21 protein-coding genes are annotated in these 24,461 nt (G+C 59.9%); 16 read left to right on the top strand and 5 right to left on the bottom strand.

What is annotated here, in order from left to right:
• Nucleotides 1–6 precede the first annotated feature (6 nt).
• From ACQZ6D_RS25595 to ACQZ6D_RS25585, 3 genes are all read left to right on the top strand, one after another.
• Nucleotides 7–912: a UTP--glucose-1-phosphate uridylyltransferase gene (locus ACQZ6D_RS25595; RefSeq protein WP_004431732.1), complete on the top strand. Its 906-nt coding sequence runs from the start codon at nucleotides 7–9 to the stop codon at nucleotides 910–912.
• A 107-nt stretch (nucleotides 913–1,019) separates the two neighbouring features.
• On the top strand, nucleotides 1,020–3,368 hold the full coding sequence (locus ACQZ6D_RS25590) for a polysaccharide biosynthesis tyrosine autokinase (protein ID WP_004431729.1): 2,349 nt from the start codon (nucleotides 1,020–1,022) through the stop codon (nucleotides 3,366–3,368).
• A 133-nt stretch (nucleotides 3,369–3,501) separates the two neighbouring features.
• A complete protein-coding gene (locus tag ACQZ6D_RS25585) occupies nucleotides 3,502–4,446 on the top strand; it encodes a 2-hydroxyacid dehydrogenase (RefSeq protein WP_111802074.1) in 945 nt (314 codons plus the stop codon).
• An 18-nt stretch (nucleotides 4,447–4,464) separates the two neighbouring features.
• On the opposite strand, the gene ACQZ6D_RS25580 is transcribed toward ACQZ6D_RS25585, so the two are convergent.
• Nucleotides 4,465–7,440 (bottom strand): PAS domain-containing protein, encoded by a 2,976-nt coding sequence (locus ACQZ6D_RS25580; protein WP_111802038.1) that lies wholly within the window; start codon nucleotides 7,438–7,440, stop codon nucleotides 4,465–4,467.
• 317 nt (nucleotides 7,441–7,757) lie between these two features.
• Here ACQZ6D_RS25580 and ACQZ6D_RS25575 point away from each other — a divergent pair, with 317 nt between their 5' ends.
• From ACQZ6D_RS25575 to ACQZ6D_RS25565, 3 genes are all read left to right on the top strand, one after another.
• A complete protein-coding gene (locus tag ACQZ6D_RS25575) occupies nucleotides 7,758–8,756 on the top strand; it encodes an ABC transporter substrate-binding protein (protein WP_004431723.1) in 999 nt (332 codons plus the stop codon).
• A 122-nt stretch (nucleotides 8,757–8,878) separates the two neighbouring features.
• Nucleotides 8,879–9,766, top strand: a complete 888-nt coding sequence (locus tag ACQZ6D_RS25570) for an ABC transporter permease (RefSeq protein WP_004431720.1) — start codon at nucleotides 8,879–8,881, stop codon at nucleotides 9,764–9,766.
• Entirely contained in the window at nucleotides 9,759–10,814 is a 1,056-nt protein-coding gene (locus ACQZ6D_RS25565; RefSeq protein ID WP_025595241.1) for a quaternary amine ABC transporter ATP-binding protein, read from the top strand. The genes ACQZ6D_RS25570 and ACQZ6D_RS25565 overlap by 8 nt, the downstream gene beginning before the upstream one ends.
• Here ACQZ6D_RS25565 and ACQZ6D_RS25560 read toward each other — a convergent pair.
• The gene (locus ACQZ6D_RS25560) at nucleotides 10,811–12,040 is read right to left on the bottom strand and encodes a TIGR03862 family flavoprotein (protein ID WP_111802039.1); all 1,230 of its coding nucleotides are present in this window, start codon (nucleotides 12,038–12,040) and stop codon (nucleotides 10,811–10,813) included. The genes ACQZ6D_RS25565 and ACQZ6D_RS25560 overlap by 4 nt on opposite strands.
• Before the next feature lie 66 nt (nucleotides 12,041–12,106).
• Between ACQZ6D_RS25560 and ACQZ6D_RS25555 the strand changes: the two genes are divergently transcribed.
• The 3 genes from ACQZ6D_RS25555 to ACQZ6D_RS25545 are packed head-to-tail and all read left to right on the top strand — an operon-like array spanning nucleotide 12,107 to nucleotide 14,053.
• A complete protein-coding gene (locus ACQZ6D_RS25555; RefSeq protein ID WP_019566553.1) occupies nucleotides 12,107–12,694 on the top strand; it encodes an IMPACT family protein in 588 nt (195 codons plus the stop codon).
• Nucleotides 12,695–12,749: 55 nt separating this feature from the next.
• Nucleotides 12,750–13,418: a pseudouridine synthase gene (locus ACQZ6D_RS25550; protein WP_111802040.1), complete on the top strand. Its 669-nt coding sequence runs from the start codon at nucleotides 12,750–12,752 to the stop codon at nucleotides 13,416–13,418.
• Nucleotides 13,419–13,426: 8 nt separating this feature from the next.
• Complete coding sequence (locus tag ACQZ6D_RS25545; RefSeq protein ID WP_111802041.1) at nucleotides 13,427–14,053, top strand: class I SAM-dependent methyltransferase; 627 nt, start codon at nucleotides 13,427–13,429, stop codon at nucleotides 14,051–14,053.
• Here ACQZ6D_RS25545 and ACQZ6D_RS25540 read toward each other — a convergent pair whose 3' ends face one another.
• Nucleotides 14,054–14,239 carry a hypothetical protein gene (locus tag ACQZ6D_RS25540; RefSeq protein WP_004431706.1) on the bottom strand — a complete coding sequence of 62 codons (186 nt, stop codon included), beginning with the start codon at nucleotides 14,237–14,239 and terminating at the stop codon, nucleotides 14,054–14,056.
• Between the two features lie 188 nt (nucleotides 14,240–14,427).
• Between ACQZ6D_RS25540 and ACQZ6D_RS25535 the strand changes: the two genes are divergently transcribed.
• Together ACQZ6D_RS25535 and ACQZ6D_RS25530 are read left to right on the top strand one after the other, a co-directional pair.
• Nucleotides 14,428–15,657 carry a PQQ-dependent sugar dehydrogenase gene (locus tag ACQZ6D_RS25535; protein ID WP_111802042.1) on the top strand — a complete coding sequence of 410 codons (1,230 nt, stop codon included), beginning with the start codon at nucleotides 14,428–14,430 and terminating at the stop codon, nucleotides 15,655–15,657.
• A gap of 86 nt (nucleotides 15,658–15,743) precedes the next feature.
• Entirely contained in the window at nucleotides 15,744–16,760 is a 1,017-nt protein-coding gene (locus ACQZ6D_RS25530; RefSeq protein WP_060641902.1) for a DNA topoisomerase IB, read from the top strand.
• 3 nt (nucleotides 16,761–16,763) lie between these two features.
• Here ACQZ6D_RS25530 and ACQZ6D_RS25525 read toward each other — a convergent pair whose 3' ends face one another.
• Complete coding sequence (locus tag ACQZ6D_RS25525; protein WP_004431697.1) at nucleotides 16,764–17,486, bottom strand: response regulator transcription factor; 723 nt, start codon at nucleotides 17,484–17,486, stop codon at nucleotides 16,764–16,766.
• 1 nt (nucleotide 17,487) lies between these two features.
• Nucleotides 17,488–18,723 carry a GAF domain-containing sensor histidine kinase gene (locus ACQZ6D_RS25520; RefSeq protein WP_080849858.1) on the bottom strand — a complete coding sequence of 412 codons (1,236 nt, stop codon included), beginning with the start codon at nucleotides 18,721–18,723 and terminating at the stop codon, nucleotides 17,488–17,490.
• Nucleotides 18,724–19,018: 295 nt separating this feature from the next.
• On the opposite strand from ACQZ6D_RS25520, the gene ACQZ6D_RS25515 reads away from it, so the two are divergent.
• From ACQZ6D_RS25515 to ACQZ6D_RS25495, 5 genes are all read left to right on the top strand, one after another.
• Entirely contained in the window at nucleotides 19,019–20,035 is a 1,017-nt protein-coding gene (locus ACQZ6D_RS25515; RefSeq protein ID WP_004431691.1) for an ABC transporter substrate-binding protein, read from the top strand.
• A gap of 101 nt (nucleotides 20,036–20,136) precedes the next feature.
• Nucleotides 20,137–21,600 carry an ATP-binding cassette domain-containing protein gene (locus ACQZ6D_RS25510; protein WP_111802076.1) on the top strand — a complete coding sequence of 488 codons (1,464 nt, stop codon included), beginning with the start codon at nucleotides 20,137–20,139 and terminating at the stop codon, nucleotides 21,598–21,600.
• Nucleotides 21,597–22,538, top strand: coding sequence for an ABC transporter permease (locus tag ACQZ6D_RS25505; protein WP_004431684.1), 942 nt, complete (start codon nucleotides 21,597–21,599; stop codon nucleotides 22,536–22,538). The genes ACQZ6D_RS25510 and ACQZ6D_RS25505 overlap by 4 nt, the downstream gene beginning before the upstream one ends.
• Complete coding sequence (locus ACQZ6D_RS25500) at nucleotides 22,535–23,482, top strand: ABC transporter permease (RefSeq protein WP_004431681.1); 948 nt, start codon at nucleotides 22,535–22,537, stop codon at nucleotides 23,480–23,482. Before ACQZ6D_RS25505 ends, ACQZ6D_RS25500 begins: the two co-directional genes overlap by 4 nt.
• A 35-nt stretch (nucleotides 23,483–23,517) precedes the next feature.
• Nucleotides 23,518–24,438, top strand: a complete 921-nt coding sequence (locus tag ACQZ6D_RS25495) for an SMP-30/gluconolactonase/LRE family protein (RefSeq protein ID WP_111802043.1) — start codon at nucleotides 23,518–23,520, stop codon at nucleotides 24,436–24,438.
• Nucleotides 24,439–24,461 lie beyond the last annotated feature (23 nt).

The following is a 24,461-nucleotide window of genomic DNA, read 5'->3' as shown; positions in this document are numbered from 1 at the left end:
AACGCGATGGACCTGAACAAAACTGTCAGAAAAGCCGTCATTCCCGTAGCCGGCAACGGCACGCGGTTTTTGCCCGCCACCAAGGCGATGCCGAAGGAAATGCTCACGATCGTCGACCGGCCGGTCGTGCAATATGCCGTTGATGAGGCCATGCAGGCCGGCATCGAGCACATTATTTTCGTAACCAGCCGTAACAAGACCGCCATCGAAGACTATTTCGACAGCGCGCCCGAGCTTATCAACACGCTCACCCGCTCCGGCAAGACGGTGCAGGTGCTGCAGCTTGAAAAGATGCTGCCAGTCGCGGGCACAGTCAGCTACACCCGCCAGCAGGTGCCGCTCGGCCTCGGCCACGCGGTTTGGTGCGCGCGCGAACTGGTGGGCAAGGAGCCTTTTGCGCTGCTTTTGCCTGATATGGTTTCCTATGGCGCACGCGGCTGCATTGCCGGGTTGATGGAACTCTACGACGAAGTCGGCGGCAATATCCTCGGTGTTGAGGAATGCCTGCCGGAAGAAGTGTCATCCTACGGCGTCGTTGGTGTCGGCCAGAAGGTCAATCACGGCTTTGCGGTGACCGAAATGGTCGAGAAGCCGGAACCATCCAGGGCGCCTTCGAATTATTACCTGAACGGCCGTTATATTCTGCAGCCGGAAATCTTCGACATTCTCGCCAAACAGGAGCGTGGCGCGGGCAACGAAATCCAGTTGACTGACGGCATGAAGCGGCTCGCTGAAAAGCAGGCCTTCCATGCGCAGAAGTACAGCGGTCGCACATTCGACTGCGGCAGCAAGCAGGGCTTCATCGCCGCCAATGTCGCTTTCTCGCTGATGCGTGCCGACATGGAGGCGCAGGTTCTCGCTTCCGTCAAGGAACTCGTTGCAAACCATGAAAGCCGCGTTCAGGCGGCCTGACTTTAATCGTGCTGCCGGGGAGGCGGTCGGCACATCAATAACGGGGGGCGGGAAGCCGAGCGTTGCTCGGCTTCCCGCGTACCATTTTTAATTCACAAGGTAGGTCCATGCACCACAAGACCTTTAAATCCAGCATCGGTTTTCCGGATCCCGGCAAGGATGCCGACACATTTATTGACCTCGATCGCCTCTGGGCAGCCGTGGTGCGCCGCGCCAATGTCATTGCCGCCTCGGTCATCGCCGCTGTGGTTCTGGCCGGCCTTTATCTGGTGCTTGCAACCCCCGTTTACACCGCGATGACTCAGGTGCTTCTGGATGAAAGCCTTTCCCGTTACGCGGAAGAGGAATCGCCGGTACCTGCCGCCCAGATCGTCGACAACCGTATCGCCAGTGCCGTGGAAATTCTGAAATCCAAGGAAATGGCGCTGACCGTGGTCGACAAGGCCAAGCTCGACGAGAACGACACCATCGTCAATCCGTCGCTGTCGCCGGTCGATCTCGTGAAATCCTCCGTGCGCGGTATCGTCGATCTCATCCTGCCCGGAGATCCGCCGGCCTCCGAAGCGGCAATCCGCGCCGGACGCCGCGAAAAGGCAGCCGCCGTGCTGCAACAATCGCTGATCGTAGAGCGTGTCGGCCGCAGTTCGGTCATCGCCATTTCCACCCGTTCGACAGATCGGCAGCTTGCCGCGCTCATCGCCAAGACCTATGCGCAGGCCTATCTGACCGAACAGCTGAACGCCAATTTCGACGCCAGCGAGCGCGCTTCCGTGTGGCTTCAGGAGCGCATGAGCGACCTGAACCAGCGTGCGCAGGCCGCCCAGCTTGCCGTCGAAAAATTCAAGACGGACAATAATATCGTTTCTTCGCGTGGCGAGCTGATGTCGGAAGGCCAGTTGGCCGATCTCAACGGCCAGCTGATTGCCGCGCAGGCGGATGTCGCGACGGCTGCTGCACGTTATGGCCAATACAAATCCATCATCGACCGGGGACCGGATGCAGCCGTTGACAATGCAGTCGTTTCCGCACGGGATGCCGACAACTCGGTCATTCAGGACCTTCGCAAACGCTACATCACGATCTCTGACCGATTGCAGGGCGTCGTCCAGCAATTCGGCGCCGACCACCCTCAGGCGGTAGCGCTGGAGAGTGAGAAGAAAGAGATTGCAAGGCAGATCTTCCAGGAACTGCAGCAGGTTACGGGCAGCCTGAAGAACGAATACGACGTCTCCAACTCCCGTGTGCAATCGCTTCGCGACAATATCGACCGCGTGGCGGGCCGCAATTCGCAGGCCAATATCACCATGGTGCAATTGCGTGAGCTGGAGCAGCGGGCAACCGCTCTGCGCACACTCTACCAGTCCTACCTCGGCCGCTTCGAAGAAGCATCCCAGAAGCAGTCGCTGCCGATCGCCAAGGCCCGCATCATCTCCGAAGCGGGTCTGCCGACAGCTCCGTCCAGCCCGAAAAAGACCATGACCATGGCGCTTTCCGTCATTCTCGGCCTTATGCTGGGCGGCGGCATTGCAGCGCTTCTTGAGTTCCGGGATCGCTTTTTCCACACCGGCAACGATGTGCGCGACAATCTGCGCATGCGTTTTCTGGGCTACCTGCCCTTTATCGGGGAACGGGGTGCAGAAACCGCAAAGTCGGGTACCCCTGCCGCCACCCCCGGCAGCGAGAGCACGACCATCGACGAAAACGGTCAGGTCTCGTTCCAGAAAATGCTACGCCTTGCCGTCGACAGCCCGCGCTCAAGCTTTGCCGAGACGCTGCGCAACGTGAAGCTGACGGCTGATGTCGTTATCCAGGAACGCCAGTGCCGGGTAATCGGCGTCATCTCGTGCCTGCCGAACGAGGGTAAATCGGTCGTGGCGCTCAATCTCGCCGGTCTGATTGCCTCCACCGGCAAGCGCACGCTTGTGGTGGATGCCGACATCCGCAACCCCGGCCTCAGCCGCATGCTGACAACGCGGCAATCCGCCGGTCTGGTGGAGGTCGTGCTTGACGAGATACCGTGGACGCAGGCAGTGAAGGTCGATACCCGCACGAAAATGGGCATCCTGCCGGTTTCCACCAGCAACCAGTTTGCCCATTCAAGCGAGCTTCTTGCCTCCTCCGGCATGCGCAAATTCATCGAATCGGCGCGTGAGGCCTGCGACTACATCATTGTCGACCTTGCACCCGTCGTTCCCGTCATCGACGCAAAAGCCTTCGCACCGCAGGTCGATGGTTTCGTCTTCGTGACGGAATGGGGCAAGACGCCGATCCAGATGGTGCAGAACCTGATGGCCAACGAACCGCAGATTGCCAACAAGACGTTGGGTATCGTGCTCAACAAGACCGATATGACGGAATTGCAGCGTTATGCAGGCCCCGGTGGCTCTGAGCACTATCACGAGACATTCGCGGCCTATTACGGCGACGCCAAACCGCCGGTGAAGGAAAACGCCTGAATGGTGTAGCGGCCCGGTGCAAACCGGGCCGCTGTTTTTCGCAACTCAAATTTTGCCATCCAGCCTATGGCGTTGCCCGCAAAATTACGCATTGATGGCGACCAACCAATCGCCAGCAAGCAGGACCAGTTTCATGCCATCACCCATCGCCCTTGTTTCGCGGATGAATGCGCAAGCGGAGGCCATCTGGAAGCAAGCGCTTCGCGACGCCATGCCGGAAGAGGAAATCCTCTCCTTTTCCGAATTGAGCGGGGAGCAGAAACGCGCGGTGGACTTCGCCATCGTCGCCAATCCCGATCCAGCCGATATTGCAGCCTTGCCGGGTCTTTCGTGGATTCACAGCCTGTGGGCAGGTGTCGAACGGCTCGTTCTGGAACTGGGAGACAAGGCGCCGCCGATCGTCAGGCTGAAAGACCCGGAGCTTTCACGCGTGATGGCGGAAGCCGTGCTGGCATGGACCTATTACCTGCAACGCGACATGCCGGCCTATCGCGAAAACCAGCAAAAAGCCCTCTGGCAGGAACTCGATTATCGGCATCCGGGCGAGATGACCATCGGCCTCCTCGGCCTCGGCGCGCTCGGAACGGCTGCGGCGCAACGCCTGCTTCATGCAGGCTTCAACGTTTCCGGCTGGAGCCGCTCGGCCAAGGCAATCGAGGGAGTGGCAACGCTGACGGGCGATGACGGGCTGGAGGACTTGCTGGAAAAAAGCGACATTCTCGTCTGTCTGGTGCCGCTGACCGATGCGACGCGCGGCCTTCTGAATGCCGACCGTCTCGGCGCCATGAAAAAGGGAGCCGCACTCATCAATTTCGCCCGCGGAGCCGTCGTCGTCGCCGATGACCTGATCGCGGCGCTTGATTCCGGCCAGCTTTCGCATGCGGTTCTCGATGTCTTCGAACAGGAGCCGCTACCTCCCGCCTCCGCATTCTGGCAGCACCCGAAAGTGACCGTCCTGCCACATATTTCCGCGCCGACAAGCCGTGAAAGTTCAGCGAAAATAGTGGCAGGCAATGTCAAGACATGGCGTGAAACAGGTACGCTGCCGGAAACGGTCGATATGACGCGCGGTTATTGAGACACGATGGCGGGCGGTTTATTCGCCCGCTATCCTGTTTGCCGTATGGGCCAGTTCGACAGCTGAGACGATCTGCTGTTCGTCATAGGGCTTGGTCAAAAGCACTGCCGTTTCCGGCGCCCCGTTCGGCAGTTGGTTGTCTCCCGTGGCAAACACGATGGCTAGTCCCGGTTTCCGGCGCAATGCCTCAACCGCCAGCTCGCCGCCCTTCATGTCCGGCAGGCCTATGTCGGTAACGAGAACATCGATCTCTTCCGTCTCGATCGCCTTTAGCGCCTGCACAGCATTTCCGGCCTCGACGACGGCAAAGCCGTTATCGGCCAGCATCTCGGTCGAATTCATCCGGATCAACTCGTCATCCTCAACCAGAAGCACGCAAACCGATCTGGTCTCGTCTCCGACGACCTGCGCGGGTTCGGGGGTTTTGGAATGACGCGGTGATGATACCGGCCTCGTCTTGGCGAGAGAAACCTGCTTGCGATTGGCGATGACATGGCGGATGCGCCGCGCCAGCGCTTCGCGCGTGTAAGGCTTGGAGAGCAGTTCCACCCCGGAATCCAGCTTGCCGCCATGCACGATGGAGTTTTCCGTATAACCGGATGTGAAGAGAACGGCGAGATTAGGCAACCTTTCCTGCGCACGGCGCGCCATTTCCCGGCTTTTCAAAGGTCCCGGCATCACCACATCGGTGAAGATGACGTCAATCGGAATACCGCTCTCGACCACCGTCAAACCAGCCTGCGCATCGCGGGCAGTGAGCACGCGGTAACCGAGATCGCTCAGTGTCTCGACGACGGTGCTGCGCACCTCCTCGTCATCCTCCACCACAAGGATCGTTTCCGTGCCACCCTCGACGGGGCCGGTCGGTATCACCACTTCCCTGTCCTCGTCGGCGGCGGATCGCGGTAGATACATCTTCACCGTCGTGCCCTGCCCCACCTCGCTATAGATGTTGACATGGCCACTGGACTGTTTTGCAAAACCGTAAACCATCGAAAGGCCGAGACCGGTGCCCTTGCCTTCCGGTTTCGTCGAAAAGAACGGCTCGAACACCTTTTCCAGAATGTCCGGCGACATGCCCGATCCGGTATCGGTAACAGCCAGCATGACATATTGCCCCGGCGAAACTTCCGAATGCTTGCGCGCGTAATCGCGATCGAGAACCGCATTGCCGACCTCGATTGTCAGCTTGCCGTGCCCTTCCATGGCATCACGCGCATTGATCGCCAGATTAAGGAGAGCGTTTTCCACCTGGTTTGGGTCGGCATAGGTATTCCACAGGCCGCCGGAGGTGATGACCTCAACCTCGATCGCCTCACCAAGCGAACGGCGCAGGAGATCGTCCATGCCGGTAACGAACCGGGAGATGTTGATAACGCGCGGTTCCAGCGCCTGACGGCGGCCAAAGGCCAGAAGCTGGCTTGCAAGCTTGGCACCGCGATGAACGCCGGCCAGCGCATTTTCCAGCCGCCGTTCGGCACGCTCGTTGCCAATCACGTCCTTTGACAGCAATTGCAGATTGCCCGCGATTACCTGAAGAAGATTGTTGAAATCATGCGCGACGCCACCGGTCAACTGGCCGATGGATTCCATTTTCTGCGCCTGCTGCAACGCTCTTTCGGTCTGGCGGCGCTCGGCGATTTCCGTCTCGACCCGCGCTTCCAGCCCTTCATTCAATTGGCGAAGCTGCTCTTCCGCTCTTATGCGGTGGCGAATCTCGCGTTCCAGATTGCTGGCATGTTCTTTAAGCGTGTTCTCGGCCAGCCGCTGTTCGGTGATATCCGTGTGGACACCCACCCATTCCGCAATATCACCGGAATTGTCGAAAATCGGAACGCCACGGATCGCAAATGTGCGGTAGACGCCGTCATGGCGGCGAACGCGATGCTCCCAAATATAGGTCGCCCGCGCGGAAACGGCTTTTGTCCAGCTTTCCAGCGAATGGTCCCTGTCTTCGGGATGAACCGCTTCGACCCAGCCGAACCCCTGATACTCGTCGAAGCTCTGCCCGGTAAGTGCACCCCACGCAGGCTGCTCACCCAGCATCATGCCGTCGGCGGTATTGGTCCAAAGCACGCCGTGGACCGCATCAACAGCGGCGCGGAAACGGTTATTGCTAAGCACGATTTCGTGCTCGGAACGTTTCCGGTCCTCGATATCGATGATCAGCACATAAATGCCGTCAACCGAGCCATCGGCGATATAGCGGGGAACATAACGGATTTCGGCGGCTCGCTTGCTGCCATCCGGTCTGCTGATCACCGTATCCGAAACGATCTTTTCGCCGCCGAGCGCACGATCGAGATAGGCCCTGCGCGAACTGAAGAACGCGTCTCCAACAATTTCCGGAACGCTGCGGCCGATCACCTCCTCGGCGCTGCGGCCGAACCACTCCAGATAACCGTCATTGGCGAATTTATAGACATAGTCGCGATCGACATATCCCACCAGGATCGGCAGGGCATTGGTAAGCCGGCTCAGCTCCTTGCGGCTCTGCTCCAGCGCCTCCACGGCCTTCACCTTTTCGGTGTTTTCAAGCACCGTGCACAGGACGCCGTCCACCGCGCCGCCATCATTGTAGATCGGCGTATAGAACAGATCGAAGATCACCTCTTCCGGCTGACCGTGCCGCATCAGCGTCATCGGCTGGTCGCGATAAGCCATGACCTCGCCACGAAAGCCAGCCTCCAGAATGCGGCTGTTCCAGTCCCAGATCTCGGGCCAGATACCTGGCACCGTTCCGCCCAGCGCCCGCGGGTGATAATTGCCGGCAATTTCCGCATAGCCGTCATTGTAGATCATCACATGATCCGCACCCCACATCAGCACCTGCGGAATGGGAGAGTTGACGACGGAATTGGCCTTCTGCCTCAAATTCTGCGGCCAGTCGCTAATCGGACCGAGCGATGTCTTCGACCAGTCGAAGCCACGCACAAGCTCACCCGTTTCACCGCCGCCGATCGGCCATACCGGGGCAGCACGAAGATTGGTCATTCAATATCACCACAAAAAAGAGACGAAATTTTCCGTAGTACAGAACGGAATAAATGTCCAAGAAAACAGAAACTTCTGCTTGTTGTTCACGGCTTTTCAGAAGCGCGACCGGCAAGACTGGGGAATTCGCACGCCGCAAATTTCGCAGAAGCACCCCACAAGCGTGATGATTGATTGACGATTGCCATCCTCAATACGCCAAAAACTGCCGCAAACGGAACGGCAACAAAGTAATTATTAACGCTCAATGCGGGTGCTGGCGGTCGCGGTGCCGTCAGCGCCCGGGTCTTCGCACACCGCGACCAGAGGGAACAAAAATGAAAATACTTTTGGGTGCCACAATTCTTTCCGCCGGCTTCGCCCTTACAGGCGGTGCAGCCTTTGCTGCGGACTGTGGAAACGTCACGATCGCCAGCATGAACTGGCAATCCGCTGAAGTCGCCGCCAATCTCGACAAGATCATTCTGGAAAAGGGTTACGGTTGCAGCGCTGAAATCGTCACAGGCGACACCGTACCGACATTGACCTCCATGGCCGAAAAGGGCCAGCCTGATATCGCGCCGGAGGCCTGGGTCAGCCTGCAGCCGGAAATCGTCAAACAGGGACTTGAGGGCGGCAAGGTCGTGGCGGCCGCCAAGATCCTGTCGGACGGCGCTGTGCAGGGATGGTGGATCCCGAAATATGTCGCCGATGCAAACCCCGATCTCAAGACCATTCCTGATCTCTTCAAGCATCCCGAGCTCTTCCCCTCGCCTGAAGACAAGGCAAAGGGCGCCGTCTTCAACGGCCCGCAGGGCTGGGGCGGCACCGTCGTCACCGCCCAGCTTTTCAAGGCTTTTGGTGGTGAAAAGGCCGGCTTCACCCTGGTGGACACCGGTTCCGCCGCAGGTCTCGACGGCTCGGTCGCCAAGGCTTACGAAGCGAAACAGCCGTGGGTAGGCTATTACTGGGCTCCGACCTCGCTGCTCGGCAAATATGAGATGGTGAAGCTCGGCTTCGGCACGGAATATGACTCTGCCGAATGGAAGCGCTGCACCTCGGTTGCCGATTGCGCGGACCCGAAGCCCAATGCATGGCAGGTTGACGACGTGCAGACGCTGGTCAGCAAGACCTTTGCCGACCGCGCCGGCCCGGCCATGGACTATCTGAACAAACGCGCCTGGACCAACGACACCGTCAACAAGCTGATCGCCTGGATGACCGACAATCAGGCAACCGGCGAAGATGGCGCGAAACACTTCCTGAAGGAAAACGAGGCTCTGTGGACGGGCTGGGTTTCCCCCGACGTCGCGCAAAAGGTCAAGGCTGCCCTCTAAAAGGGTGGCACGACATATGTGGTCGACAGCTTGGCCCGCCAATGGCGGCGCCCGGCCGTTTTTAAGTTCCGGAGCGCGGCGGATATTGCCCGCCGGCCCCGGTTCGTCGTGGAGAACAGGATATGGATTGGCTTTTCAAATTTCCGACCATGAATGACGATGCCCTGCGTGCGCTGAAGAAAGTGATCGACGAGGGGTTTCGGGGTTTCACCAGAGCCTATGGCGGCACGATAGAGGGGCTGTTCACACCGCTCCAAAGCTTCCTCATCTGGGCGGAAAGGCTTTTGATCGGCACCCCCTGGCCGGTCGTTATTCTTATTGTCGGCGTACTCGCCTGGTTTGCCAGCCGCAGCGCCACCATTGTTGGACTATGTTGCGGTATTCTCTTTGCCATCGGCTGGTTCGGCATGTGGGAAGACACGATGAAGACGATCTCGATGATCTTCGTCTGCGCCGTGCTCTCGATCGTGATCGGTTTGCCGATTGGCATCGCCATGGCGCGGTCCAACCGCCTGCAGAGTATCGTGAACCCCGTTCTCGACGTCATGCAGACGATGCCGAGTTTCGTCTATCTCATTCCCGTCGTCATGCTGCTCGGCATCGGCCGTGTCCCGGGCGTCATCGCCGTGGTGATCTACGCCATTCCGCCGATGATCCGGCTTACCAATCTCGGCATCCGCATGGTTGACCGGGACGTGCTGGAAGCGGCAGACGCTTACGGTTCCTCGAAGCGCCAGAAGCTTTTCAAGGTGCAGCTGCCGCTTGCACTCCCCACCATCATGGCGGGCATCAACCAGACAATCATGATGGCGCTCGCCATGGTCGTCATCGCCTCCATGATAGGTGTTCAGGGCCTTGGCCAGCCAGTTCTGAAGGCCATCGCCAACCAGTATTTCACGCTCGGTGTGTTCAACGGCCTGGCAATCGTCGGCATCGCCATCATCTTCGACCGCATCAGCCAGGCCTACGGCCTTCGCCTGCAAAAACACCGGGAAGTGGCGCATGGCTAGTCAATCGATCGAAATCCGCAGCCTTTACAAGATTTTCGGCTCCAAGGCGGAGAACTACATCGACGCCGTGAAGGGCGGCATGTCCAAGGCGGAACTGAACGCCAAGCACGGCCATGTGCTCGGCCTCAGCGACATCAACATCACCATGCCGGGCGGGCAGATCACCGTGATCATGGGCCTTTCCGGCTCGGGAAAATCGACGCTGATCCGCCACGTCAACCGCCTGATCGACCCCACAGCGGGAGAAATCCTTTATGGCGGAACGGATGTCTGTCGCCTCAACGAAGCGGAACTTCTGGAATTCCGCCGCCACAAGACGGCGATGGTATTCCAGAAATTCGGCCTGCTGCCGCACCGCAACGTGCTGCAAAACGTCGTCTATGGCCTTGAGGTGCAGGGCGTCGACAAGGGCGAGCGGGAAGAAAAAGCCGACGTCTGGATCAAGCGGGTGGGGCTGGAAGGCTTTTCGAGCCATTATCCGAACCAGCTTTCAGGCGGCATGCAGCAGCGCGTGGGTCTCGCCCGCGCGCTGACCAACAACGCCGAAATCCTGCTGATGGACGAGGCCTATTCGGCACTTGATCCACTCATCCGCGTCGACATGCAGACAGTGCTGCTGGAATTGCAGAAAGAGCTGAAGAAGACCGTCGTCTTCATCACCCACGATCTGGATGAGGCCCTTCGGCTGGGAGACAAGATCGCCATTCTGCGCGACGGCGAGATCATCCAGCAGGGTACGGCCGCCGAAATTGTCATGAGTCCGGCAGACAGCTATATCGAAGCCTTCGTGGAAGAGGTCAATCGTGGCCGGGTCATTCGTCTCGGCGCCATCGTCCAGCCGGAGTTTACCGGCCAGTCGCGTCTTCAGCTCGATGCGGACATGACCGTCGAGGAAGGCTTGCGCGCGCTCGTCAGGGAGGATGTCGGCAGTGCCGTCATCATCGGCGAAAACGGCAAGTCACTCGGCTCCGTCACCACGGATGCCATCATGCGCTGCCTCGTCAGGACCACGCCAAGCGCGGAAAAAAAACTGGCCGAGGCCGGTTAGGCCAAGCCGTCGAGCCATTTGGTCATGCCCTTGGCGGCGGCCTTGCCAGTGGCAAAACAGGCGGTCAGCAGATAACCGCCGGTCGGCGCCTCCCAGTCCAGCATTTCCCCGGCAGCAAAAATGCCGGGGAGTTTTTTCAGCATGTAGTTCTCATCGATACCTTGCCAGTCAACGCCCCCAGCCGATGAAATCGCCTCGGCAATCGGTCTCGTCCGTGCAAGCGGTATCTCCGCATGTTTGATTCTTGCGGCGACCAGATCATCCGGCATCGCCGAGATATCGTGAAAGATTTCCCGCAGAAGTCCGACCTTGACGGCGGAGAGGCCCACGGCCTTCCGCAACCGGTTTGCAAAACTCTCCTTGCGGCCAAGCTTTGCCAGATCCCGGCCAAGGCGCTCCACGGTACGTCCCGGCGCCAGATCGACAGCGAGTGTCGCCTTTCCCGTGTGTTCCAGCTGGTCGCGAAGTGCGGCGGAATGGGCATAGATGACGCTGCCCTCAATGCCGTGCTGCGTCACCACGAACTCGCCCTGAAACGCCCCGGCCGGGGAAATGGTGGTGACGGATTTCAACGCCTCACCGGCAAAACGCTGCCGGAAGACATCGCTCCAATCGACATCAAAGCCACAATTGGCGGGGCGGAAAGGATTAAGCTCCACGCCTTCAGCCGCGAGTGCAGGCACCCATGCCGCATCCGAACCCAGACGCGGCCAGCTTGCGCCGCCGAGCGCCAGAAGAACGGCGTCGGCCTTCATGAAGACATCGCCCTCCGGTGTCGCGAAAACCAGCCCGTCTGCGGAAAAACCCATCCAGCGATGCCGCGTCTTGATGATCACGCCGTGCGCCTCCAGCCGGGCAAGCCATGCCCGCAACAGCGGCGAGGCCTTCATGGCGGTCGGAAACACCCGGCCCGACGTGCCGACGAAGGTCTCCTGCCCCAGACCTTGCGCCCAGTGACGCAGCGCGCCGGGCGTGAAATCATCGAGGGCGGCGCGCAGCTTTTGCTCCGCGTCGCCAAAACGGTGGAGGAAAATGTCGTAGTCTTCGGCATGGGTGATGTTGAGACCGGATTTTCCGGCCATCAGCAATTTGCGCGCGACGGTCGGCATGGCCTCGAACACCGTTACGGCATGGCCAGCCGCAGACAGCACTTCGGCCGCCATCAGGCCCGCTGGCCCGCCGCCGACAATCGCGACCTGCCTTGCCTTCTTCAAAACCCGCTCCATCGCATCTTCGCCATTGTGGCCTTATACCGATTTCCGCGCGCGAATATATGCGATATTGAAACGCGCATGTTCACGCTCGACCGACCCGTCACCTTTTCGCAGGATATCAAGAAAAGCCGCTTCATTGCCTTTGCAGCACCTGTCACTGGCGAGGAGGATGCGAAAAGCTTCCTTGCGGCGCATTCTGACTTCGACGCAAACCACAATTGCTGGGCATGGCGAACCGGCCAGACCTATCGTTTCAGTGACGACGGCGAGCCCTCCGGCACGGCGGGAAAGCCAATCCTTCAGGCTATCGACGGTCAGGCGCTGGACAATGTCGCGGTCCTCGTCATCCGCTGGTTCGGCGGCATTCTGCTCGGCAGCGGCGGCCTCATGCGCGCCTATGGCGGCACGGCGGCGGCCTGCCTTCGGCTTGGCGAGACGTCACCGGTCATCGCCTATGTCAGCGCGACCTTGAGCTGCCCCTTCTCCGATCTGGCCCTGGTAAAATCGCGCCTCGCCGCCACGCAAAACCTGCGAGTGGAAAAGGAGGACTTCACCGGCACCGGCGCGGATATGCAGCTTTCGGTTCCCGTAGAGGAAGCCGAGCGTCTGACACGGCTCATCAGCGATCTGACCAGTGGTCGCGTCAATCTTCATATTCCGGACTAATCATATTGCGGGGCAGGCATCTGGCCCCATGCCCGATTTGTGCTAAGGAAGCGCAATGTCACTTGTGCTGTCCAACCCCGTCTATAATCCGCCGCTCGAACCGTGGCTCACCATCGTGCACCGGGATGACGATCTACTGGTGCTGGACAAGCCGAGCGGACTTCTTTCGGTGCCGGGACGCGATCCCGCGCTCTCCGACAGTCTTTTGACGCGCGTGCAGAAACAGTTTCCAAAAGCACTGATGATCAACCGGCTGGACAAGGATACATCAGGCATCGTGTTGATGTCCCTGAACCGCAAGGCGCACGCGGCCGTCGCCGCCCAGTTCGAGAACCGCCAGACCCGCAAATCCTATGTCGCCGTCGTCTGGGGTGAAGTCGAGGGTGAAGAGGGCAAGGTGGACCTGCCACTCGCGATCGACCCCGAAAACAAGCCCCGCCACCGGGTGGACCACGACCATGGCAAGCCGGCGCAAAGCCTTTGGCGCGTGCTGGAAAGATTGCCGCTTCCCGCTACGAGGCTCGCACTTGCCCCTCTCACCGGCCGCACCCATCAATTGCGGGTGCATATGAAGGCTCTCGGCCACCCTATCCTTGGCGATGAATTTTATGCAGAAGGTGAAGCGCTCGCCGCCGCGCCGCGTCTTATGCTGCATGCCGAGGCGGTGGGCTTTCGTCACCCGGATGGCCGCGACGTCACCTATACCGTGCCCTGCCCCTTCTGAGGCCTGCGATGAAAGAACAAGACGAAAGCTTCGTGGTGGATTTTGTTGGCGGTGCGGTCGGTCACCGTTTCCGCTCCGGCGAGGGGCGCGGACAGGCTCTGCCGAAGGCCGCGGGCTTCACCAAAGGCCGCACGCCAAAAATCGTCGATGCCACGGCAGGGCTCGGGCGCGACGCCTTTCTGTTGGCGTCACTCGGAGCCGAAGTTACGCTGATAGAGCGTTCACCCGGTATGCACGCCCACCTTGCTGACGGCATTCGCCGCGCATTGGAGGCGGGTGGAGCCTATGCCGAGGCTGCCTCCCGCATGACGCTGCTGCAGGGCGATTCCCGGCTTCTGCTGAAAGAACTTTCACCGGAGGTGGTGATCGTCGATCCCATGCATCCGCCGCGCCACAACTCGGCGCTGGTGAAAAAGGAAATGCGGGTGCTGCGGGAACTGGTGGGATCCGATCCCGATCAGGTAGAGCTGATGGAGGCTGCGCTTGAACATGCGACAAAGCGGGTGGTTCTAAAATGGCCTCTGCGCGCCGAACCTATGCCCGGCATTCGCAAGCCTTCGCACCAGATAGTGGGAAAGAACACCCGATATGATGTCTTCATGATTTTCGGAAAATCTCTAGATCCGGAGGAATGATCAGCGGAAGTTCGGCTTGCGCTGAGCGTTCATCAAAAGCTCGTGCCGGGATGCGAATTCTCCGAACAGCCTTCTCAACCGTGTCTCCTCGGCCTTGTCCAGCCGGTAACGGCGGCAAAACTCCGCAACATTGAGAATTGGCTTGGCTCTGTTCCCGTCTATGTTCTTATTGTCGATGATCTGCATGGCGGCGCCCTCCGTGTAACCAGGGTGAAAACGTAGGCGCGGGTTTGCGGTTCCCTGTAAGTTTACATGGATGAAAAAAGAGGATGCCGCCCGTACACGGCCTCATCAAGTTTTCTTGAAACTATCGCAAGAAACGAATTCCTCCCCAAATGGTTCTCTGCCTGATGCAGACAAAGGAAGGGAGACCCATGTTCCGCAACAACCGATTTCTGAGTTCGACGATGCTATTCGCGCTGCTGGCCGTACCACTTGCCAGCGCCGCCCACGCACAGACCGCCCCGGCAGTCGAGACGAAACGGCCCAATGCGCCGGATCAGAAACCGGCTTTCGAGGGTCAGACCCGTGCGCCGCAAGCCGCCACTCAGCCGGATGTCGAAAAAACCGTCATTGCCGAGGACCTACCGCATATCTGGTCGATGGAATTCCTGCCCGATGGCCGCATGATCGTGGCGGCCAAGGAAGGCGCAATGCACATCGTCGCAGACGGCAAAGCTGGCCCAGCGATCGAAGGCGTGCCGGAGGTGGCGTCCGACGGACAGGGCGGTCTGCTCGACATCGCGCTGGCTCCCGATTTCGAAACCTCCCGTAAAATCTTCTTCTCTTTTTCCGAGCCCCGGGATGGCGGCAACGGCACCTCCGTCGCATCGGCCAAGTTGACCGAAGAGGGTGGAGCAGCAAAACTGGAAGATGTCTCGGTGATCTTCCGCCAGATGCCGACCTATGATGGCGATAAGCATTTCGGCTCCCGCCTCGTCTTCGGCCAGAACAACGAGCTCTACGTCACCGTCGGTGAACGTTCAGACGCAACGCCGCGTGTGCAGGCGCAGGACCTGTCGAGCGGGCTTGGCAAGGTCTTCCGCATTGATGCCGAAGGCAAGGCCTTCGAGGGCAACCCCTTCGCCGGCCAGCAGAACGCCCTCCCCGAGATATGGAGCTATGGCCACCGTAACCTCCAGTCGGCAGCACTGGATGGACAGGGCAGGCTCTGGACAGTGGAACATGGCCCGAAAGGCGGCGATGAGATGAACCTGCCGAAGGCGGGCCTCAATTATGGCTGGCCGGTCATCACCTACGGTGTCGAATATAGCGGTCGGTCCGTTGGCGAAGGTGCCACCGCCAAGGAAGGCATGGAACAGCCGGTTTATTATTGGGACCCCGTCATCGGCCCGTCCGGCATGGCCTTTTACGACGCCGACCAGATTTCCGAGTGGAAGGGAGCCTTCATCGTAGGCGGTCTGGTGAGCCAGGGCCTCGTCATCCTGCACATTGACGGAGACAAGGTTGCGACGGAAAGCCGATTGCCGCTGGAAGCGCGCATTCGTGATGTGAAAGTGGGTCCGGATGGCGCCGTCTATGCCGTGACCGAAGAGCGCGGCGGCGGCAACTCGCAAATTTTGCGGATCGCCAAGGCCGGCTGAGAAAGTCATGACCGGAACAGCAGGCCGCCGGAACGAAGGCGGCCTGTTTCTCGTTTCCTGCAACCTTAAACCTGCCGGAAAAAACGATGCCACAACCGCCCACCCGCCTTCTTGCCAAAATCGGACTTGCCTATGTCAACGATCAGGAGCCGGGCATAGCCCGAGAAAGGCGCGGGCGCGGTTTTTGTTACCGGTTGCCGGGCGGCGAACTTCTGTCCGATAACGTGGAGTTGAAGCGCATCAAATCGCTCGGTGTCCCGCCTGCCTACAAAGATGTCTGGATATGCATCGACCCATCCGGGCATTTGCAGGCAACGGGCTTTGATGCGCGCGGGCGAAAGCAATATCGTTACCATCCCGACTGGCACGCATTGCGCGGTGAGACGAAGTTCTTTCAGCTGAAAAGCTTCGGCAAGGCGCTGCCTGCCATCCGGCGACGCGCCATGGCTGACATTGCAAAACAGGATCACGGTCAGGACATGACACTGGCGGCCCTGACGCTGCTTCTCGATGCCGCCTATCTACGCGTCGGCAACCGTTCTTATCTCGAAACCAACGGTACCTATGGCGCAACCACATTGCTCAAGCGCCACGTGTCCTTCGGCGAGACAATCGAACTGCGCTTTGCAGCCAAGGGCGGGCAGAAGGTGAAGCGGCAATTGCGCCACCCGCGCCTTCAAAAAATCCTCGAGGAAATCGCCGATCTGCCCGGCAAGGAGCTGTTTGTCTGGCAGGACAGTGAAAACCGGGTTCACTCCGTCGATTCAAGCGATCTCAACGCCTATCTTTCCCGCGTCGGCGGACAAGGCATTTCCGCCAAGACTTTCCGTACCTGGGGCGGAACGCTTGCGGCCTTCTGTCATGCGATGGAACATGTGGCTGCGGGTGAAAAACCCAGCATCAAGGGTATGTGTCAGGCAGCGGCGACGGAACTGTCCAACACACCCGCCATTTGCCGCAAGAGCTACGTACATCCCGCCGTTCTCGATATAGCAACGGAGGAGAAGGCGCAGAAGAAGCTTGGCCGTATTCTGAAGGTTGGCGCAAAGCCGGTCTCGGGCCTCAGGGCCGATGAAAGACGTCTGCTTGCCTTCCTGCCGTGATAATCAGCGGCCAGTCGCCCATTCGCCCAATTCCCGCTCGGCCCTTTCGAGCGCGCTGTAATTCAACAGCTTGCGCAGGAAAGCGACGGTGACGGCGCGGGTTCGAAGATTATAACGGCCTTCCGCCTCGTCATCACCGGCCGCCTGATGGACGTTCAGCTTTTCGTAGAGGCTTTGAAGCCGGTTCTGCACGCTGCGCAACGAAAGGTTACGGCGGCGAGCAATCGCCTTGTCCGTCAGGCCCAGCGCAACATCAACAAGGATTTCATATTCGGAATCGGTGAAGCCATGCGCCTTGCCAAGGCTTTTTTCCTGTAGGCCGCGCACTTCCCGATCGATCACGCATTGCGCCTCGATGAAGATGCTGCGCAACGCCAGCCTCAACCGGTCGTCAGATGCTGATTTCAGCACGTAGCCATAGGCAGCACCTTCGGGCACGATGCGGGAAACGCCGCGCACATAGGCCTCGTCGGAATAGTTGGACCAGAACAGGATGCGGGTGTCCGGCCGCTCCTTCCAGATGGTGCGCGCCGCCTCTATGCCGTTGCGCTCGTTCATCTGCAAATCCATGACGATATGGGCGGCGCGGTTTTCCCGCGCCAGCTTTTCGCCGGTTCTGCCGTTTGCCGCCTCCAGCACCTTGTCACATTCCGGCAGGGCGGCTCTCACCGCCTCGTTCAGATAGGCGCGGTGTAGCGCATCGTCCTCAACGATCAGCACATCCATGTCATATTTCCTCCCGCCGGTCGAAAGCGCCTTCCGGCAACGTCACGGTAATGCGGGTTCCAGCGTCTTTGCCATTGCCACCAATATCGAATCTGGCTGAAATCAGCCGTGCCCGCGTTTTCATGTTGCCGATGCCTAGTCCACCAGAGACAGCCCCCTCGCCACGGCCGCTACCGTCATCGCTCACGGTCACCCGCAACCCGCCATCCGTTAACGACAGTGTCACCGCAATCGTTTCCGGCTGCGCGTGACGGATGGCGTTGTTGACCGCCTCCTGCACGATGCGGAACAGCGAAATGGCAACGGTCTTATCGAGTGTCTCAACAAGCCCGTCCGTCTCGTCCGTAACCGACCAGTCGATAGAAGAGCCGCTGTCGCGCACGGAGCGATCCACATAGGTCTCGATGGCCTGCACGACGCCGAACAATTGCAGGATGGAGGGTTTCGCCTCCTCAATGATCTCGCGCAGATCCTGCATGCAGTGCTGCAGGCTGCGCACCACCGGTTCCAGCATCTCGCCCGACACGTCCGGTGCGTGGCTCATCCGCTCGATGCGCCGTGCAAGCCGCGTCAGGTCCGCCAGCGTCTGGTCGTGCAAATCCATGCCGATCCGCTGTCGCTCGGCCTCCAGCGCTTCGGTCAATTGCAGGGCACCCAGCCGCAACCCCTCCTCGCGGGCATTGGCGCGCGCCTCCTCGATCGCAGACCGTTTGGCCTGTTCGGCGGCGCGGATGGCGTAAAAATAGGGCGCCAGCAAATCCGCAACCGCGCGGGCATTGGCGACATCCTCCATCGTATAGGCATCCGACTGGTGCGAGGAGCAACTGAGCGCGCCGATAATGTCGCCATGCACCTTCATCGGCACGTGCAGGCGGCTATGCAGATCAAGCTCGATGATCGGGCTGGAAAATGCGCCTTCGAAATGGAAGCGCGGATCGACGCAGGCATCGCCGCTCAAAAGATATTCCACCTCGCCCGAGAGCACGGAACGGATGGGACTGCCGGACAGAAGGGCGGGCGGCTGGCGGCTCCAGGCGCTTGCCAGACCGCTTTCATAGGCGATGTGAAATTTGTCATCCAGCTGCTTGATGCAGACATCCATGTGGACGTGAGGAATGATATGGGTGATTTCGGTGGCGACCGCCTGAATGATGGCGTTGAATTCGAGCTGCCCGGCGAGCAGCCGCGAAATGCCCATGTAGTGATGGAAAAGAGCGCTTTTCGGCGTATCCAGCATGTGCGGACACCCTCCCAAGCGCCTGCCTTGTCAACTTGTGGCGGCGCGACCTGCCCCGTATCGGCTATTCTGCGCCCGGCGGTGGCGTTTCGTCCTGCGGGTTCCCGCATCGTTTCTGCGGAAACCCGCAGGAAGATTGCCGTTATCCGCCTGTACAAGCCAAACCTTCTTGGTCATTCTCGCTTTTACTGGGGAAAGGAGCTCCAGTGCAAAGGAATTCCGCCTGCCGCCTAGGAGATTTGCGGGAAAGCGGGTTCCGAGCTCAAAAAGGGCAAGCCACCAGGGAGGAAAATCAATGGCTTTCAGAAAGATGCTTCTGGCATCGGCCGCTGTCGCATGCGCAGCTTTGCCGATCACCGCTCACGCCGATACCTCGGCTAAAAAAATCGCGCTTTCGAACAATTACGCGGGCAATTCCTGGCGTCAGGCAATGCTGACGAGCTGGGACAAAATCACCAAGCAGGCAGTTGCAGACAAGCAGGTCGCTGCCGCTGACGCCTTCACGACAGCCGAAAATCAGGCGACCGAACAGGCGGCGCAGATCCAGAACCTCATTCTTCAGGGTTACGACGCCATCGTCATCAACGCCGCCTCGCCCACCGCTCTTAACGGTGCTGTCAAGGAAGCCTGTGACGCCGGCATTACCGTCGTCTCGTTCGATGGCATCGTCACCGAGCCTTGCGCCTGGCGTATCGCCGTGGATTTCAAGGCGATGGGCGCAAGCCAGATCGACTATCTCGCCAAGGCGATGCCGAAGGGTGGCAACCTGCTCGAAATCCGCGGCCTCGCGGGCGTTTCGGTGGACGATGAAATCCATGCCGGCATCGTCGACGCCGTCGCCAAGAACCCGCAGTTCAAGATTGTCGGTTCGGTCAATGGCGACTGGGCGCAGGACGTCGCACAGCGCGCTGTCGCCGGCATTCTGCCGAGCCTTCCCGAAGTTGCGGCAGTCGTGACGCAGGGCGGTGACGGTTACGGTGCAGCACAGGCTTTTGCCGCCGCCAAGCGCCCGACACCCACCATCGTCATGGGCAACCGCGAAGACGAGTTGCAATGGTGGAAGCAGCAGAAGGATGCCAGCGGCTACGAGACCATGTCGGTCTCCATCGCCCCCGGCGTTTCCACGCTCGCTTTCTGGGTGGCGCAGCAAATCCTCGACGGCAAGGATGTCAAAAAGGATTTGACCGTACCTTTCCTGCGCATCGATCAGGGCAATCTTGAGGAAAACCTCAAGAACACCCAGAAGGGCGGCGTCGCGAATGTGGAATATTCACAGGAAGACGCCCAGAAGGCCATCGCCTCCGCCAAATAGGCCGGATGATTTCCGGACACAAGCGATTGCGGCGCTCCCTGAACGGGCGCCGCAACTGCCACCTATATTATCCAAGTTTCAGATCACTGGCGTGAATGCTCATGAATGACATCATCGAGGCGGAAGAAGTCGTTGCCGCGCGCGGCGTGAAGGTCGTGTTCGGCGCGGTAAGGGCGCTTGATGGGGCCGATCTCGTCATCCGTTCGGGCGAATGCCTGGGGCTCGTCGGCCATAACGGTGCGGGAAAATCCACCATCGTCAACGTCATCAATGGCGGGCTGACGCCGCATGAGGGGTCCATTTCCTATCGCGGCGAACAAGGCCGTCAAGGCATCGCGGCAGCACGCGCCAGCGGCGTTCGCTGCGTGTTTCAGGAATTGTCGCTCTGCCCGAACCTGACGATCAGCGAAAACGTCCGCATCATGCATGCCGCGATGAACGGGCGGAACTGGCGCGGACGTGCCCTCACCATGATCCGGCATACGCTGGACGAGATTTTTCCCGGCCACGGTATCGATTGCGAGTTGACGATCGCGGAACTCTCCATCGCCGAGCGGCAGATGGTAGAAATCGCCATCAATTTCTGTCGAACCCCGGATGCGCCGAGACTGGTGATCCTCGATGAACCGACTTCCTCGCTCGATGCCGGTCTTGCGGAACAATTGATGGATTATGTTCGCAGTTTCGTGCGCACCGGCGGCTCCGTGCTGCTGATCTCGCATATTCTCGGCGAGATTCTGTCGACGGCAACCCGCATCGTGGTGATGAAGGACGGCCAAGTGGTCGCTGATCGGGCAGCGGGCGAGTTCACGACGCGCACGCTGGTGGAAGCCATGGGCAGCGTCGTCAAGGAACAGGACAGGCAAAAGGGCGAAAACCGCAAGGCGGGAGAGAAGGTGCTTTCGATGCCGGCGCGCCGGGGCGAAGGCCTCGCCTTCGAGGCTTTCCGCGGTGAAATCATCGGCCTTGCCGGTCTCGGCGGCCACGGCCAGACCGAAGCGCTACTCGATCTCTACCTTGCCCGCAACAGCAGCTGGCTGCCCGCGCGCAAGACCGACATCGCCTTCGTGGCGGGTGATCGCAGTCTGAACGGCACCTTCCCGCTGTGGAGCATCCTCAAAAACCTTTCCATCGCCTCGCTGCGGGATATTTCATCCGCCGGCATGGTGGACAGGGGCAAGGAAACCGAGCTTGGCGCGCAGTGGAAAAAGCGCATCGAAATCCGCACGCCCGACATGGGCAACAAAATCCTTTCGCTCTCCGGCGGCAACCAGCAGAAGGTGCTTTTCGCCCGCGCGCTCGCCACCACGGCCAGCACCGTGCTGATGGACGACCCGATGCGTGGCGTCGATATCGGCACCAAACAGGAGGTCTACGATATCTTGAGAACCGAAGCCTCCCACGGCCGCACCTTCATCTGGTACTCCACCGAGATGGATGAAATCCGCCTTTGCGACCGGGTCTATGTTTTCCGCGACGGCGCCATTCAGGCGGAACTGGTGGGAGAGGACATCACCGAACAGAATGTGCTGGCCGCTTCCTTTTCCGGAGAGGACCACGCATGAAACTCTCCGCCAGTGCCCTTCGTCTCATCATTCCCGCCGCCTCGCTCGCCTTCCTGCTCGCCGCCGTCTTTTACATGCAGCCGCGCGCCATGAGCTATAACGGACTCAACTTGCTGTTCAATCTGGCGGTGCCGATTGCACTTGCCACCATTGCGCAGATGCTGATCATGTCCGTCAACGATCTCGATCTGTCGATGGGTACCTTCGTCAGTTTCTGCGCCTGCGTCACCGCCACCTTCCTGCAAACGACGCCACTGCTCGGTATCGCGATCTTCGCCGGTGCGATTGCGGTTTATGCGATGCTGGGCGCCATCATCCACATCCGCGCCCTGCCCTCAATCGTCGTCACGCTTGGCATGAGCTTTGTCTGGGGCGGCCTTGCCGTCCTCATCCTCCCCTCACCCGGCGGCCAGGCGCCAGCCTTCATCCGGGCGCTGATGACGGCAAAACCGCCGCTCGTGCCAATTGCCATCGTTGCCAGCATCGTGATTGCGGTCGTTGCCCACTACATCGTCATGCGCTCCTCCTTCGGCGTGCTGATGCGCGGCGTCGGCGGTAACTTCCGCTCCGTCGAGCGCTCCGGCTGGTCGGTCATCGGCATACGTGCTGCCACCTTCGCGCTGGCCGGTTTCTTCGCGGTGTTGTCGGGCATAGCGCTCGTCGGGCTGACGACATCGGCAGATGCCAATATCGCGCTTCGCTACACGCTGTTGTCGATTGCCGGCGTTATTCTGGGCGGCGGCGAATTCGTCGGCGGTCGGGTCTCGCCCATCGGTGCTGTCATCGGCGCGCTGACGCTCACCCTCGCCGGCTCGTTCCTGTCCTTCATGCGCATTTCGCCGGACTGGCAGATCGGCGCGCAAGGGGCGATCCTCATCATCGTGCTGGCGCTCCGTATCCTGCTCAACCGTCTCGAAAAGCGGGAGAAAAACCAATGAACGGGCTTTCGTCTCTCTCGAAAAAACCATGGATATGGTCGTTCGCCGCAACGGCTGCGGTCTGGATCGTTACCGTCATGTTCACCGGCGGCGCCAGCTCCTTCGGCCTGTCGCACGCAGCGCTGACCTTCGCAGCCTTTTCCGTGATCGTCGGCATCGGCCAGATGTTCGTCATCACGCTCGGGCCTGGTAATATCGACCTCTGCGTTCCCGCCACGATGACGCTATCAGGCACACTGGCGCTCAAATTCATGGATGTGTCCGATGGTCTCATCCTGCCGGGATTGCTGATCGCCATCCTGATCGGCATCGCCATCGGCATCGGCAACTATACGTTGATCAAGCTTCTGCGCATCCCACCGATCATCGCGACGCTTTCGATGAGCTTCATCGTGCAGTCCATCGCCATCTGGTCCAACCGCGGCCTGCGGATCAAGCCGCCGGAAACACTGGCCACCTTTGCCACGTCGAGCTCTCTCGGCATTCCGAATGTTGCCCTCGTCGCCCTTGTCCTCTCGGTCATCGCCTGGCTGCTGCTCGACCGCACCTTTTACGGACGCTGGATTTCCGCCATCGGCCAGAGCACTTTCGCCGCCCGCATGACCGGCATTCCAGTGGATGGAGCACGCTTCGTCACCTATGTGCTCTGCGCGGTACTGGCGGCGATCGCGGGTTATCTGCTCGCCAGCTTCTCCGGCGGCGCAGCACTCAACATGGGATCGGAATATCTGCTGATGTCCATCGCGGTGGTGGTGATCGGCGGCACGGCGGTTGCGGGCGGCGATTCCAACGTACCCGGTATCTGGGGCGCTTCGCTGTTCATGTTCCTGGTGGTCTCGATGCTGAACACCTATGGTTTCGGCGCGGGCATCCGCCTCATCCTCACCGGCCTCATCATCATTTCCGTGATTCTTCTGGCAAGCGGCCCCAAGGCCACACGCTGAACCCCGAACGAAAAGCCCTCAAGCGGACCACGCTCATGACCACAGACAATGCCTCCCCTTACGAAATTCACGATGAACGCTTCCGCCTTCTGATTGTCGGCAATGCGGAACTGGAAGAGCTTTATTCCGGCTGCCGCTGGGCGGAAGGCCCGGTGTGGTTTTCCGATTTGAACTGCCTGCTGTTCAGCGACATTCCCAATGAGCGCATGCTGCGCTGGGTGCCGGATGGCGGGATTTCGGTATTCCGCCAACCCTCCAACTTCACCAATGGCAATACACGCGACCGGCAGGGACGGCTGGTTTCCTGCGAACATGGCGGCCGTCGCGTCACCCGCACCGAAGTCGACGGCTCGATCACCGTTCTTGCCGACAGCTACGGCGGCAAGCGGCTGAACTCACCTAATGACGTGGTGGTGAAATCCGATGGCAGCGTCTGGTTCACCGACCCCACTTACGGCATTCTTTCCGATTATGAGGGCTACAAGGCGGAACCCGAACAGAAGACGCGCAATGTTTACCGGCTCGATCCCGCAACCGGTGAAATCAAGATCGCCATCGATGACTTCGTGCAGCCAAACGGTCTGGCTTTCTCGCCTGATGAAACCAAGCTCTATGTCGCAGACAGTTCCTACAGCCATGATGTATCCCGCCCACGCCATATCCGCGTTTTCGATGTCGTGGACGGCGTGAAGCTCACAAACGGCCGGGAATTCTGCAATCTCGACAATGGCTTGCCTGATGGATTCCGTCTGGATACAGCGGGCAATCTCTGGACCAGTGCCGGCGATGGCGTGCACTGCTTTTCGCCTGACGGTACGCTGCTTGGCAAGATCAAGGTGCCGCAGACGGTCGCAAACCTCACCTTCGGCGGCCCGAAGAAAAACCGCCTGTTCATCACCGCAACGAAATCGCTCTATTCAGTCTACGTCGCCGCAACCGGCGCGCAGACGCCCTGATACGCTGGAAAAACCGGAGGGCA

This window comes from Agrobacterium sp. 22-3639C2, from assembly GCF_053522105.1.
The sequence above is the reverse complement of the archived record's forward strand: the minus strand, read 5'-3'. Positions and strand labels throughout refer to the sequence as shown.

Bases quoted from the DNA above. Each gene is read 5' to 3' on its own strand.
- ACQZ6D_RS25595 (WP_004431732.1), top strand. From the start codon at position 7: ATGGACCTGAACAAAACTGTCAGAAAAGCCGTCATTCCCGTAGCCGGC.
- ACQZ6D_RS25590 (WP_004431729.1), top strand. From the start codon at position 1,020: ATGCACCACAAGACCTTTAAATCCAGCATCGGTTTTCCGGATCCCGGC.
- ACQZ6D_RS25585 (WP_111802074.1), top strand. From the start codon at position 3,502: ATGCCATCACCCATCGCCCTTGTTTCGCGGATGAATGCGCAAGCGGAG.
- ACQZ6D_RS25580 (WP_111802038.1), bottom strand. From the start codon at position 7,440: ATGACCAATCTTCGTGCTGCCCCGGTATGGCCGATCGGCGGCGGTGAA.
- ACQZ6D_RS25575 (WP_004431723.1), top strand. From the start codon at position 7,758: ATGAAAATACTTTTGGGTGCCACAATTCTTTCCGCCGGCTTCGCCCTT.
- ACQZ6D_RS25570 (WP_004431720.1), top strand. From the start codon at position 8,879: ATGGATTGGCTTTTCAAATTTCCGACCATGAATGACGATGCCCTGCGT.
- ACQZ6D_RS25565 (WP_025595241.1), top strand. From the start codon at position 9,759: ATGGCTAGTCAATCGATCGAAATCCGCAGCCTTTACAAGATTTTCGGC.
- ACQZ6D_RS25560 (WP_111802039.1), bottom strand. From the start codon at position 12,040: ATGGAGCGGGTTTTGAAGAAGGCAAGGCAGGTCGCGATTGTCGGCGGC.
- ACQZ6D_RS25555 (WP_019566553.1), top strand. From the start codon at position 12,107: ATGTTCACGCTCGACCGACCCGTCACCTTTTCGCAGGATATCAAGAAA.
- ACQZ6D_RS25550 (WP_111802040.1), top strand. From the start codon at position 12,750: ATGTCACTTGTGCTGTCCAACCCCGTCTATAATCCGCCGCTCGAACCG.
- ACQZ6D_RS25545 (WP_111802041.1), top strand. From the start codon at position 13,427: ATGAAAGAACAAGACGAAAGCTTCGTGGTGGATTTTGTTGGCGGTGCG.
- ACQZ6D_RS25540 (WP_004431706.1), bottom strand. From the start codon at position 14,239: ATGCAGATCATCGACAATAAGAACATAGACGGGAACAGAGCCAAGCCA.
- ACQZ6D_RS25535 (WP_111802042.1), top strand. From the start codon at position 14,428: ATGTTCCGCAACAACCGATTTCTGAGTTCGACGATGCTATTCGCGCTG.
- ACQZ6D_RS25530 (WP_060641902.1), top strand. From the start codon at position 15,744: ATGCCACAACCGCCCACCCGCCTTCTTGCCAAAATCGGACTTGCCTAT.
- ACQZ6D_RS25525 (WP_004431697.1), bottom strand. From the start codon at position 17,486: ATGGATGTGCTGATCGTTGAGGACGATGCGCTACACCGCGCCTATCTG.
- ACQZ6D_RS25520 (WP_080849858.1), bottom strand. From the start codon at position 18,723: ATGCTGGATACGCCGAAAAGCGCTCTTTTCCATCACTACATGGGCATT.
- ACQZ6D_RS25515 (WP_004431691.1), top strand. From the start codon at position 19,019: ATGGCTTTCAGAAAGATGCTTCTGGCATCGGCCGCTGTCGCATGCGCA.
- ACQZ6D_RS25510 (WP_111802076.1), top strand. From the start codon at position 20,137: ATGAATGACATCATCGAGGCGGAAGAAGTCGTTGCCGCGCGCGGCGTG.
- ACQZ6D_RS25505 (WP_004431684.1), top strand. From the start codon at position 21,597: ATGAAACTCTCCGCCAGTGCCCTTCGTCTCATCATTCCCGCCGCCTCG.
- ACQZ6D_RS25500 (WP_004431681.1), top strand. From the start codon at position 22,535: ATGAACGGGCTTTCGTCTCTCTCGAAAAAACCATGGATATGGTCGTTC.
- ACQZ6D_RS25495 (WP_111802043.1), top strand. From the start codon at position 23,518: ATGACCACAGACAATGCCTCCCCTTACGAAATTCACGATGAACGCTTC.